At 53.8% G+C, this 12709-nt stretch carries 11 protein-coding genes; 5 read left to right on the top strand and 6 right to left on the bottom strand.

Translation table 11 applies throughout. The annotated features are described in order from the left end of the window. Positions 1-265 precede the first annotated feature (265 nt). Together JUK32_RS09915 and JUK32_RS09910 are read left to right on the top strand one after the other, a co-directional pair. The gene (locus JUK32_RS09915; RefSeq protein ID WP_204138694.1) at positions 266-1045 is read left to right on the top strand and encodes an ABC transporter permease; all 780 of its coding nucleotides are present in this window, start codon (positions 266-268) and stop codon (positions 1043-1045) included. Positions 1046-1161: 116 nt separating this feature from the next. Continuing rightward, positions 1162-4602: a HEAT repeat domain-containing protein gene (locus tag JUK32_RS09910; protein ID WP_204138693.1), complete on the top strand. Its 3441-nt coding sequence runs from the start codon at positions 1162-1164 to the stop codon at positions 4600-4602. Positions 4603-4630: 28 nt separating this feature from the next. Here JUK32_RS09910 and JUK32_RS09905 read toward each other — a convergent pair whose 3' ends face one another. Genes JUK32_RS09905 through speA form a run of 3 tightly spaced genes read right to left on the bottom strand, consistent with a single transcriptional unit; the run spans position 4631 to position 7265 of the window. After that, positions 4631-5020: a type II toxin-antitoxin system VapC family toxin gene (locus JUK32_RS09905; RefSeq protein ID WP_204138692.1), complete on the bottom strand. Its 390-nt coding sequence runs from the start codon at positions 5018-5020 to the stop codon at positions 4631-4633. Beyond that, positions 5017-5256, bottom strand: coding sequence for a hypothetical protein (locus JUK32_RS09900; RefSeq protein ID WP_239112510.1), 240 nt, complete (start codon positions 5254-5256; stop codon positions 5017-5019). The genes JUK32_RS09905 and JUK32_RS09900 overlap by 4 nt, the downstream gene beginning before the upstream one ends. 53 nt (positions 5257-5309) lie before the next feature. After that, entirely contained in the window at positions 5310-7265 is a 1956-nt protein-coding gene (gene speA / locus JUK32_RS09895) for a biosynthetic arginine decarboxylase (protein ID WP_204138700.1), read from the bottom strand. A gap of 392 nt (positions 7266-7657) precedes the next feature. On the opposite strand from speA, the gene JUK32_RS09890 reads away from it, so the two are divergent. The 3 genes from JUK32_RS09890 to JUK32_RS09880 all read left to right on the top strand — a co-directional run bounded on the left by JUK32_RS09890 (position 7658) and on the right by JUK32_RS09880 (position 10195). Further along, the gene (locus JUK32_RS09890; RefSeq protein WP_204138690.1) at positions 7658-8494 is read left to right on the top strand and encodes a biotin--[acetyl-CoA-carboxylase] ligase; all 837 of its coding nucleotides are present in this window, start codon (positions 7658-7660) and stop codon (positions 8492-8494) included. Positions 8495-8619: 125 nt separating this feature from the next. Next, positions 8620-9768, top strand: a complete 1149-nt coding sequence (locus JUK32_RS09885) for a M23 family metallopeptidase (RefSeq protein WP_239112508.1) — start codon at positions 8620-8622, stop codon at positions 9766-9768. 223 nt (positions 9769-9991) lie between these two features. After that, a complete protein-coding gene (locus JUK32_RS09880; RefSeq protein WP_204138688.1) occupies positions 9992-10195 on the top strand; it encodes a hypothetical protein in 204 nt (67 codons plus the stop codon). 536 nt (positions 10196-10731) lie between these two features. Here the strand turns inward: JUK32_RS09880 and JUK32_RS09875 are convergent. From JUK32_RS09875 to JUK32_RS09865, 3 genes are read right to left on the bottom strand one after another with little or no spacing between them, the layout of a single operon-like run. Next, positions 10732-11265, bottom strand: coding sequence for an NAD(P)H-quinone oxidoreductase subunit J (locus tag JUK32_RS09875; RefSeq protein WP_204138687.1), 534 nt, complete (start codon positions 11263-11265; stop codon positions 10732-10734). Further along, complete coding sequence (locus JUK32_RS09870) at positions 11258-11995, bottom strand: NADH dehydrogenase subunit K (protein ID WP_204138686.1); 738 nt, start codon at positions 11993-11995, stop codon at positions 11258-11260. The genes JUK32_RS09875 and JUK32_RS09870 overlap by 8 nt, the downstream gene beginning before the upstream one ends. After that, complete coding sequence (locus JUK32_RS09865) at positions 11986-12348, bottom strand: NAD(P)H-quinone oxidoreductase subunit 3 (RefSeq protein WP_204138685.1); 363 nt, start codon at positions 12346-12348, stop codon at positions 11986-11988. Before JUK32_RS09865 ends, JUK32_RS09870 begins: the two co-directional genes overlap by 10 nt. Positions 12349-12709 lie beyond the last annotated feature (361 nt).

The raw sequence follows: 12709 nt of genomic DNA, 5'->3' as shown, positions 1-12709 counted from the left end.
GACCCCATGTTTTCTGGCAGCATCCTACTACAACATGACTTGTGTGTACTTAGTAGCCCAGTTTTGGGAGAAGGGGCAGGGGGATGAGGGGGACTTGGTGCGCGAAGTATATGAACGCCTTTTTCAGGGGGATAAAGGGGGATCGACGGTAGCTTGATGCTAAACACATACCCAAAGGCGCTAACCGCGATCGCTCTTTCAGTCGTTGCGTCTGGACAAAGAGACGTATCATTGCAGTCTGAGGCAAAGCGAGTGTTTGAGAGCTATGAGTCTGTCGCGTATTTTTGTCGTCGCCACCAACGTCTACAAGGAAGTGATTCGCGATCGCGTCTTGTATCTAATGGGGTTGTATGCCGTCTTCATGTTTGCCGCAGCGGCCCTGCTGCCCAGCGTAGCGGCCAACGCCCAAGACAAAATTATCCTTGACCTGGGCATGGCGGGCATTCACCTGCTCGGTCTCGTGGTCACAGTCTTTGTGGGCACGGGCCTGATTAACAAAGAAATTGAGAAAAAGACGGTGCTGGTGCTCATTTCCAAGCCCATCAGCCGCCTCGAATTTATCTGGGGCAAGCATTTCGGACTCTCGGCGGTGCTGGCAGTGCTCCTCGCCTGCTTGACGGCAATTTATTTTGGTGTGCTCCTTCTCAATCAAATTGAGTTCACCGCGGGTAGTTTGCTCCTCGCCATTTTCTACACGTTTATCGAGTTGATGTTGTTAACGGCAGCGGCCTTGCTATTTGGGGTGTTCACCAGTTCCTTGCTCGCCACTTTGTTGACCATTGGGGTTTACCTCATGGGGCATTTGAGCCAAGACATTGTGGCCTTGGGCGAGCTGACCGAGAGCCCCCTCTTTCAACGGGTGACGAGTGCCATGTACTTAGTGCTGCCCGATCTAGAGCGCCTCAACTTTCGCAACGAGGCGGTGTACGGCATGACGCTCTTTCCCGCCCCACCAGAACTGCTCGGCCACTTACTTTATGGCTTGCTCTACACTGCGCTGTTGTTGGCGATCGCCGTGTTTATCTTTGCCCGTCGCCAATTTTAGAGAACATTGTCTGATTGCCAGCATTCAAGCACAGCACTACCAAAGTCTTTGTGAGAAATTAGACCAAGACTGTAGAGCGGCCCTAGGATAGACCTGAGCAGTGGCAAGGGGTTGGTATGCGGCAACGGCGATGGTGGAGGGGGCTGGTATTAGCACTGCTGACAGTTGTGCTGGTGTTAGGGCTGAGCAGCAGTGGCCATGCTCAAGAAGAGTATGAAAAACCCAAACTCGAAACTTGGCAGCATAAAGGCATTATGGCGGCATTGAAAGATTCCGATCCGCTGGTTTGGGCGCAAGCGCTCGGCAAATTAGCAGACTTTGATTTAGAAACTCTTAGCAACGAAACAGTTATTCCACAAAAGGTTTACGAACAGATTGTGGACATCTTGCATGACAGAAATTGTTATGCAGAGGCCAATAGATCTTGTCCACCAGAAACACTCGCGACAGCGATCGCGGTGCTTGAAGCAATGGGGCCAATAGCTAGCGAAAATGCGCCCCAGCTTTGGGCACTGATGATCGATCCAAAAACAGAGGATGACTCTCTAGCAGTTGCAGGACATAGAAATGTTCGTTCCGCTGCGGGCAGCGCTTTTGGACGGATGGGAGATGCCGCGACTGAGCAAGTACCTCAGATTTTTGAGCTAATTATAAATCCTGATACAGATGACAATGTTCGTTGGGCGGCGATTAGTGCCCTAAGGACTATGGAGACTCCCAGTATCGATCAGGCTTCCCAACTTATAGACCTGATTGTTAACCCTGACATTGATATAGACGTCCGACGTGCAGCACTGTCTGCACTCGGAACTTTTGAAGCGGCAGCCATTGACTATGCTCCGGAAATCATGAAGTTGATTACTAATCGCGATGAAGATAAGGAACTTCGTTGGGCGGCTACAGCCACAATCGGGAATATGGGTGAAGCAGTGGTCGATTATGCCCCTCAACTCACAGAGCTGATTGCCAATTCCGATGAACAGAACGTTCGAAGCGGTGCTGCTTTTGCTTTGAGTGAGATAGGCAATCCTGCTGCTGATCAGGCTCCTCGACTGTTTGCACTGATCGCAGACCCTAGTCAAGACGATGATGTGCGCTCTGCCGCCGTGAAAGCCTTGGCAGAGATGGACGAAGTAGTCGCAGACTATGCTGCTCAAATTGTTGAATTGATTGCCAACCTGAATGAAGATGAATATTTTCGCTATAGCCTTACCTGGCTCTTTCACAAAATGGGTGAGTCTGGGATCGAGCAAGCTGCTGAATTGTTTGACCTGGTAGCCAATCCCGATATCGATCCGCAGGTGAGTTTCGAAGCCTCAAGGGCTTTAGGCTCGATGGGGCCGGCTGCATCCACTGAGGGGGCAAAATTATTTGCGTTAATTGCCAATCCTGATATTGATGGTCATGTACGTATTGCAGCTACTCATGCGTTTGGCAGCATTGGCGAAGCCACTCCAGAGCAAGTTCAACAGTTAGGAGAAATTATCGTCGATACTCGTGCTGACCACCGTTTGCGCTATCGCGCAACTCAAGCACTCTATCGAATCAAGCCTGACGTAGCCAAGAGCGCAACTTCACAACTGAATCGGATTCTCTCTGAGCAATGGCAGATGCGCAGTAGGTTCGAAGCTGATGAAACTGTATCTGTAGTGGCAGCCAATGCTCTTAGCCAGCTTGGCCCTGCAAGCAATGAAACACGATTACATCTCCTCAATGCCGTCAGCTTAAATACCTTTGAAGCGGACTATTTTCGCTTTATGGCTTACTACCTAAGTGATGGAGAGGCTGATGCGATGACCTTGATTCGGTGGCTGGGGTTACGTGATGAAGAATTTTTACCTGACGCGACTCAACTAACTCACCGAGAAGCCAGAGAGATTTTACGTGTTTTTGCTGAAGCATGGACAGATGAAATCAATAGCTTGACTAAACTAGATGACGAGTGGCCTCGGCAGATTGCCAGCATTGTTGAGGCAACAACTTGGACACCTGATGATTTGCCTTTACTTCGACAGCATCATCAAAACCTAAAGGCGATGGGATCTACCCAGGCGGCTGCGGTTTCCAGCGAAATCGCTACTTTAGAGTGGTGGCGGGGTATTTGGATTGGTCGCAATGTGTGGATGGCTCACGCCCTCTTTTGGCTGGCTTTAGTCTTTATCTACCCCCGCTCCCCCCAGGTGCAGGCCATCTTCTTTTGGAATCCCTGGATGCGGCGCATTTTTGGCGCTGGGTATGTCGGCTTTGCCCTCACCTGGGTTCCGTTCTTGCGGGCCCGCCTGTTCGCCCCCTTTCAAGATTCCTTACTCGCTGATGCCGGGTTGGCAGGCTTTACCCCAGCCGCCTACTTCCCTGATTCCACTGTTGAGACCAAGGCCACTGGAGAGCAACAGCCCTTACAACAGGCAATTCCCGCCATCAAAGGCCAAGTGATTCTAGAGGGCGAGTCTGGCTTGGGCAAGACCATGTTTCTGCGTCACCTGATCCAAAGAACCTTGCAGAGACGTCAAGGCCGGAGCCGCTTTGAGGTGATTAAGTACATCACCCGTCCGCCGCGCACGATGGTCTTCTTACCGGCCGATCGCTGTGCCGATGGCGTCAGTGAAGCGATTCAAGTCAAGCTACATGGACTGGCGAAGGATCCGCACTTTCTGCGGGATTTGATCTACAGCGGCGCGATTGATATTTGCATCGATGGCCTCAACGAAGTCACCGCCGACACTCGCGCCAAAATTACCGAATTTGTCGAGCGCTACTTTAAGGGCAACATCATCATGACCACTCAGCCCCTGGAGTGGCGGCCCCCGGCGACCGCCACCACCTACAAACTCAACCCGTTGAGGCGCGACAAAATTCAAGCCTTTCTGGTTTCACGGGAGCCGACCCTCTCAGCTGATGCGCCCATCCAAGGCGACGCCTACATTGCCGCCTGCCAGTCCGCCCTAGAAGCAGCCCTTCACCCCAATCAACCCGCCGAAGAACTGACGGCGGCGCGGCGCATTCTTTCCAACCCTATGGATCTCAGCCTTGTGGCGCAGATGATCGCCAACAAAGAGCCGCCTAATTTATTTCAACTCCAGCAGCAGCAATACAAGCTCATGGCCGCTGACTACCAGCAATTGCATCTGCGTGAGTTTCCCCTCGCTGCCTTTTCCCAGCAGGTTTATGACATGCGCCTGCAGGATCACACCGCCATTCCCGAAGCTGAATTCTTTGAAGAACTGCAGTGTATGGAACGCCACAAGATGGTGACCCGACGCCAGGGCATCGATAACGAAGGCCAGCCCACCAAAGAGTGGAACTTTCGCCATGACAAGGTGATGGAGTTCTTTATCGTGCAGACCTTTTTGGGCAAAAACAACGATCGCCCCCAACAGCACATGAGCGACCCTCGCTTTCGCGGCGTCTATTTTCTGCTCGCCAAACTGATGCCGATCGCAGATGCCTTAGCCCTGCGCGAAGAGCTCATTGACTACGCCGCCGACACTCGCGACCACACCGTCAGCGATGACTTTGTGCAGCTATTGCGATCGCGCCGAGTGAGCGAAGCGGCGTAGGTCAAACTGAATGTGAATACCAGCGCTCTCAACTGATTGTTGGTAGCCATTCAGCGCTGACTAAATTCTGGTCTACGGTGGCGAGCTGTAGACCGTAGTGCAGAGCTGTTGCCGCGATGAAGCGATCGGCGGGATCTTGATGGGGTAGCTTGATCTGACGGCTCAAGATAGCGATCTCGCGAGTTACAGCAGCGTCTATAGGTTTCAGCGCTGTTAAGGAGTCGCGAATCCACTCGGTCGGTTCTGCTTCAACAATGACTTTACCCTTTTCGACCAACAGCATAACTTCCCACGCGCTGATCGGGCTGATCCAGACCTCGGTGGTGTCTTGTCCGATTACCCCGCGTAGATCATCTGACAGCCGAGTATCTTCAAAGGCATACCAGAGCCAGATATGGGTATCAAGGAGCAGCTTCACTGCAAAACTTCCCACTCACTTTCAGGAACCACAGGCGACACAATATCTCCTTTGATAGAACCAGTATTTTTCATATAGCCAAAGGGTGCACGGCTGGGCTGCTCAGTTGGGGCAGCGGGCAATTCCGGATTTTGCACCAGTTCTTGCTTTAAAGATTGCAGTAGCAGTTCGATGACGCGAATGCGCTCTTCGATAGAAGCACTTTGCATCTTTTGAAGAATCTCAGTTTCCAACATCCGCTGCTCCATAACGCTGTTGAATTCATTGTAAAACGCGTTTTCTGGAACATTTAGTCCGTAGACAGATAGGTGTAATGGTTGAGGCTGTGTTCATAGTGCTGGAGCAGCAGTTGTGCCTCTTGAATGGTGATCTTGCCATCTTGCAACGCGTGTTCCGATCGCCGGCGAATGTTTTCGATCAGGTCGTCGGAGTCGTACTGCACATAGCTCAAGACTTCCGTCATGGTGTCGCCTTTCACCACGTGCTCAATGTGGTAGCCCTTGGGCGTCATGTGAATGTGGACGGTGTTGGTGTCGCCAAACAAGTTGTGCAGGTTGCCCATAATTTCCTGATAGGCTCCGCCGAGAAAGAGCCCCAGATAGTAAGGCTGGTGCTCTTGAATGGGGTGCAGTTCCAGCACCGACTTCACATCCCGCAGGTCGATGAACTTCTCGATTTTGCCATCGCTGTCGCAGGTCAGGTCGGCCAAGGTGGCCCGGTTGGTCGGTTCTTCGTCCAGTCGGTGGATGGGCATGATCGGGAAGAGCTGATCGATCGCCCACGCATCCGGCATCGACTGAAACACTGACAAATTAATGTAGTAAATCGACGCCAGATTCTTTTCCAGCTCTTCTAAATCGTCGGGCACATAGTCTTCATGGCGCACCAGTTCCAAAATGCGGCGGCAGCAGGCCCAGTAGAGCCGCTCCACCTTGGCCCGTTCGGTCAGGCTGAGGTAGCCAAAGTTAAACAGGCTGATGGCCTCGTCTTTGAACTGAACGGCGTCGTGGTATGCCTCTTGATAGTTTTTGATGGTGACATGGGCGTAGGTGTCGTACAGTTCCCGTAGCAGGGCATGGTCGTCGGCAGCGGGGGGATCGATCGCTTCTATGCCGGGCCGATCGCTCGTACCCAGTACGTCAAACACCAACACGGATTGATGAGAGGCGATCGCCCGCCCACTTTCGCTAATCAGCGTCGGTACCGGCAGATTACGAGCGGAGCAGGCTTCCTGCACTTCCGCCACCACATCGTTGGCGTAGTTTTGAATGCTGTAGTTTTTCGACGCGGAAAAGTTGGTCTTGGAACCGTCATAGTCCACGCCCAAGCCGCCCCCGACATCGAGATAGCCCATCTGGGCTCCCAACTCCGACAGCTCTACATAAATTTGGCAGGCTTCCCGCAGGGCATCTTTGATGACGCTAATGGCAGAGATTTGCGAGCCGATGTGGAAATGCAGCAGTTGCAGGCAGTCCAGCATACCGGCAGCCTTAAGCTGTTCCACCGCGCTGAGCACTTCGGGAATGGCGAGGCCAAACTTGGCGCGATCGCCCGCTGACCCCCCCCAGCGACCAATGCCTTTGCTGCTGAGCTTGGCCCGCACCCCCAGAATGGGGCGAATATTCAGCCGCCGACTGGCTTCAATCACTAGGGGCACTTCGTCCAATTGCTCCAAGACAATGATTGGGGTGTGGCCGAGCCGCTGGCCGAGCATCGCCGTTTCCACATATTCCAGATCCTTATAGCCGTTGCAGATCAGCAAGGAGCCGGGATTGTCGAGGGTCGCCAGGGCGATCAACAGTTCTGGCTTTGACCCGGCTTCCAGCCCGAAGCGATGGGGCTGACCAAACCGCACCAAATCTTCGATCAGGTGCCGCTGCTGGTTGCATTTCACCGGAAAGACGCCGCGATAAACGCCGCTGTAGCGGTAGCGGGCGATCGCTTTGGCAAAACAGGCATTCAACCGTTCGATGCGGTCTTCCAAAATGTCGGAAAAGCGAATCAGGATGGGCAGGCCGAGATTCCGCTGTTTGAGAGCTGTCACTAAGTCATAGAGATCCAGAGAGCCGCCGCGATCGCCCCGAGGAGCGACCATCACGTGCCCCGCCGCGTTAATAGAAAAGTAAGGATCGCCCCAGCCATGAATGCGGTACAGCTCCTCGCTGTCTTCAATCGTCCACGGAGCCCGCGACTGACCATTCTGGTGGGGCTCTGCATTTACCTGCGATCGCAGCGCTTGCAGCATTTCTTCGCTAGATTGCCGAGTCGTTGACATATACCCCTCATCCTCATTTGCACTGCATCGGTAACCAGGAACTGAGCGCCACCCGCGAACATCATCCGCCCTAGCTCGCACCTTACCCCGTTTAGCGTAACAGGGCGATCGCGGCGCTCCCCGCTGTCCTCGATAGACTACTACCACTGCTTTATAATTGCGGCGAATTTATTTTGCTGCATGTTCCGCCACTTTAGTGAGAACAGCACGCCAGCACAAAGTTGAGAAAATCACGCACCCGATCCGGCCCGCTCGCTCCCCCACTCCCTTGTCCCCCTCGCTCCCTTGTCCCCCTCGCTCCCTTGCTTCCCTAACATCAGGACTTAATAATGCCTCCGATTTCCCCACTCTCTCTCTAAAGTATGCTCGATGCTCAACGCTTAACCAGGGCGCTCGCTCGCTCCCCCGCCGAGTTGGGGCTACTGGCTGAAGTCGCCCCCTTGCGGCCTGATTTCCAACTCCACCTTTACGAACAACTGCCCTCGACCAATGAAACCGCCTGGCAGCTCATCGACCAGGGTCGTGGCGCGGGTACCGTCGTCATCGCCGCTGCGCAAACTGCCGGACGGGGACAGTGGGGCCGCACCTGGGTGTCACCACCCGGGGGACTGTACCTTTCTCTGGTGCTGGAACCGGAGTTGCCGCTCTCCGAAAGTTCCTTACTGACCTTGACTAGCGCCTGGGGGATTGCCACCAGTTTGGGGAATTTGGGTCTGCCCATTCAAATTAAATGGCCCAATGATCTCGTTAGCCAGGGGCGAAAAGTAGGCGGCATTTTAACCGAGAGTCGGCTAGCAAACTCCTCCACGGCAGGGAAGGCCCCGCAATTGCAGCAGGTGGTCATCGGCGTGGGCCTCAACTGGGATAACCCCCTGCCCCCGAACGCCGTCTCTCTGCGCGAGTGGGGACCAACGTCACTAACGCCGACCTTAAACACGCTGGAAGAGTTGGCCGCGATCGCCCTTCGAGGCATCATGCAGGGGGTATATTACTGGCAGCAGCAGGGCAATGCCGCTTTCGTAAACGCGTATACCCAAAAACTGGCCCACCAAGGAAAAACCGTTACAGTAGATGGGCACATTGCTCGGGTAGCAGGCGTCTCCCTACAGGGGGACTTGATGGTTAGAATGCAGCACGGGGATGAAAAATTCGTCCGATCTTTAAAACCAGGTGAGATTAGCCTGGGCTACAATTACTGAGGTCTATCGTGGTATCTGACGGAGCAGCGAATATGCAGCTGGAGCAACTCTCCCGCCGATCAAAAGCTCATCTGCATTCCCTGATATCTGGGAATGCGCTCCTATGGTTGAGCAGTGTTGGGGCGATGAGTGCAACGCTTATGCTCGGCAGCCTGCCCGTCCGCGCCGAGGCCGAGCGCCCGCTGGAGATGCCCACTGCGGTCGAAGTTGTACCGCCCGTGTCGCCGGCGGCAACCTCAGCCGAGTCCTTGTTGAAGCCGCAGCTCAGCTCAGCGCCTTCTCCCAGCTCCAATCCCCCCTTTGCCACCCCGGTGTTTGAATCTTCCACACCAGCGGACGCGAGTCCGTTACCTGGTGGTTCTGTGGCTGACAGCGTCCCCCCAGTTGAGGTCAACGCCGAAACGCTGCTCAACAATCCTCTGATTGACACCACTGATTACAGCTTGGGAGCCACAAGTTCGCCAAACTCCCCGTCTCTATTGTTTTCCGATCGCGCGACTGGCTGCCAGTTGAGCCTGTCAGAAGGGCAATCAGTATCCTCTAGTAACTGCCGAACAGGGGCTGAGGCCGACAACGCGCCCGCCTACAGCAGCGCCACGGATGATGAAGGTGCTCAGTTTTCTGTCGGCCCTGTGAGCGTCGGCGGCAATGGCGTCACCATCGGCAATACCACGGTCATCAGTCGCGAATACTTCAATGAAAAGCTGCGTTCTCTGAACGTGATGCGGCGCGGCACTCAAGAATTTGTGTTTCCGCTCGCCATGCCATCACCGATTACGTCCCTGTTTGGCTGGCGTACTCACCCGATTTTTGGCGATCGCCGCTTCCACACTGGCACTGACTTGGGCGCTCCCGAAGGCACCCCAGTCGTGGCGACCCAAGACGGCGAAGTCCACATTGCCGACTATATGGGCGGCTATGGCCTGATCGTGATCTTGCGCCACGCCGAAGGCACACTGGAAACTCGCTACGCCCACCTCTCTCGCATCTTGGTGCGCCCCGGCGAAACTGTGCAACAGGGCGAAGTCGTTGGCTTGGTCGGCAGTACGGGGAATTCCACTGGCCCTCACCTGCACTTCGAACTCCGTGAACTGACGGCTCAGGGCTGGATTTTGCTCAACCCCAATGAGTTGATTGCCTACGCGGTCACGAACCTGGCTGATGTGTTGAACAATCCTCTCTTGGCACTTGGTTTGGAGTCGGATGAAGCCGCTGAAGCCGGACTCGGTGAAGGCATGGTGCCCTATCGCCCCGCTCAACCCAACGCCAATTAAGGCTGTGAGTGCTCTCCTTGTCGGCGATCGCTCAGGGATCGGGCTATGATAGCCAAATATTGCCTGCCACTGATTGAAAGGTGTAAGAGGCTCTAATGCCCCGGAATTGAGGCGTTCATGCGTTGTGAGCGCATTGCTCACACGAATGCTCCGCTCCACTCTGAGGGGCAGGGTCCGCCGCGACCAGTCAGTTGCCGCCACTTCTGGAAAGGGCAATCGCTGGGTGAGTGAGTTGGAGAAGACTCGGCTGATTTTCTGGGGCCAGCAGTGGCAGGCAGTAGGGCAGTTGTCGATGGAGTTACGCCGAGAGCATCCAGAGAGTTTTCGACCTTACAGCCTGCCGGGGCGCAACGGTACGGTCAAATCCTACGGGACTTTTACCAAAGGGTTGCGCCTCAAGCAGGATGGGCGCGCACCACTTTGGTGATGGTTCACGAACAGCCTGACTTGAGCGACCCGCCGCGATTTCTGCTCACCGATGTCCTCACCTGGGAGAGCAGACGGATGATCAATACCTGAAGCTATCGATGGCCGCTTGAGATTTTGCAGGCCGGTGGCGGGCTTTGAAGCGGCTCAGCTACGCAACGAGGAAGCAGTCAAACGCCACTTCTTTGTGAAATTATCTGGCGCAGTCGCGCTTGCAGCAAGCCCTGGCTTTGGGCCAAACCTCGGAAATACTGAGCTTTGCGGATGACACTCAGCAAACGATCGGTCAGCCATAGTACGGACTGATGCGAGACGTCTTGGAGCCGCTCTTGCCCGTCGTCAAGACTTCCCTTGACAAGGGGCAAAGCGATCGGTCACAGAGGTGTTGGAGATGCTGATGCCAGCTTGGCTTTTTCTCTACCAAAGGGACTTCTAACCTTCCAAGTCGTGTTGGTTAGCCAAATGTTCAGACTAAAAAGGATGCACAGCTAACACCGTGCATCCTTCAAAAACCAGCTCATAAAGGCGAACAGCAATCTAGTAAGCGTCTTGCAATTCGTAAAAGTCCGGCGAAATGTAGTCCTTGCGCAAAGGCCACCCTTTCCAGTCTTCCGGCATCAGCAACCGCTTCAGGTTGGGATGACCTTCGTACACAATGCCGTACATGTCATAGCTTTCGCGTTCTTGCCAATCAGCCGCTTTCCAGATCCAATAGACCGACGGCACCGTAGGATTTTCACGCGGGAGAAACACCTTGACCCGCACCTCTTCAGGACTGGTGGCATCATCGCTGACTTTGACGAGGTGATAAAAGCTCACCAAAGATTTACCAGGGCCTTCGTCATATGCGCCCTGACACTGCAGATAGTTAAACCCGTAGGCAAACAAAGCGGTACAAATGGGAATTAAGAACTGCGACTCAGTCGTCAGGACTTCAACACCTAAATGATCAGGTAATAGAGAATCGTGACCGAACCCATTTTCAGTCAGCCATTTTGACACTGGCCCAGCTTCTACGATGGCACCTTCTTCTTCCGGTGCTGCATTCTGATTTACATCGGCATCAGCCATTGGCTTCCTCCTGCTTCGCTTCCTCTAAAGAAGGTTCGACTGACATGCCCATGGCCGCCATCAGCTCTTTCGGAGGCGTTTCGTGAGCACCAGTCTGCAAATACTTACCCGTCAAGATCGGCGAGACAGCCTGCATCTGATGCTGAGTCGTATGGTAACGGTGGGTTTGCGCGATCGCTGATTGGTCGGCCCAAGATTCGGTCGCAATTTTCTTCCGCAACTTGATGATGGCATCAAAAATCGCCTCTGGTCGGGGCGGGCAACCGGGAATGTATACATCCACCGGGATTAACTTATCGACCCCCCGCACTGCTGTGGGTGAATCCATGCTGAACATGCCACCCGTAATCGTGCAAGCGCCCATAGCAATCACATACTTAGGATCAGGCATTTGTTCATACAACCGCACCAGGGCTGGGGCCATCTTCATGGTGACAGTACCCGCAGTGATGATGAGGTCAGCTTGTCGGGGAGAGGCCCGGGGCAGCAGGCCAAAGCGGTCGAAATCGAACCGCGAGCCAATCAACGCCGCAAATTCAATAAAGCAACAAGCCGTGCCGTATAGCAGTGGAAACAAGCTGGACAACCGAGTCCAGTTGTAAAGATCATCCACCGTGGTCAAAATGACATTTTCCGAAAGATCCTGGGTCACCGTAGGAGCGCCGACGGGATTCATCAAACGCTCATCAGGAGCCAGCATCGGCACCTTACTTTCAGGGTTCATGACCATTCCAATGCTCCTTTTCGCCATGCGTACACCAAACCGACTACCAGAATCGCGATGAAAATCAGAGCCTCGATGAATGCCAAAATGCCCAGCTGGCTAAAGGCCACGGCCCAGGGATACAAAAACACCGTCTCAACGTCAAAGATGACAAAGACCAGGGCAAACATGTAATAGCGGATGTTGAATTGAATCCACGCCCCGCCAATGGGCTCCATCCCCGATTCATAGGTGGTTCGACGACTAGCTCCTTCCCGCTTTGGTCGCAAAAAGTAAGCGATACCAAGGGCTAAAATCGGCACCGAACCACACAACAGGAGAAAGACTAAGAGGTATTCGTACCCGGTTAAGACAAACACTACGTATCCTCACTCACGATCACACATAATCTTTTGCTGTACGCATTTCCATATTAGTTTACATTCGCTTGAACTTCAGACCGTTCCCACTCGCGAGTGTTTTGGAGTTTCCATGCGGGTGATTAGGCAGTCTCATCATTGGTCAATAGCCAAACATGAGCTGTAGATAACCTCGCCAAAATTGACCTCGCCGAGAGTAAGGTTCAGCGCCATGTCATAATTGGTAAGAAATATTTCAATTTTTCATAATCGGTCTTTGGAAGTCTAATACAGACTATCTAGCTGATTCTGTTTGTAGAGCCGTCGAGGGAAATAAGTGATGTCGTCTGAGCCTAATCAACAAGTTGAGCCGAGCAGCCCG

Origin of the sequence: Halomicronema sp. CCY15110, assembly GCF_016888165.1 — a bacterium.
Taxonomy (GTDB): Bacteria; Cyanobacteriota; Cyanobacteriia; order Phormidesmidales; family Phormidesmidaceae; genus Halomicronema.
This window is presented reverse-complemented; position numbering and strand designations above follow the sequence as displayed.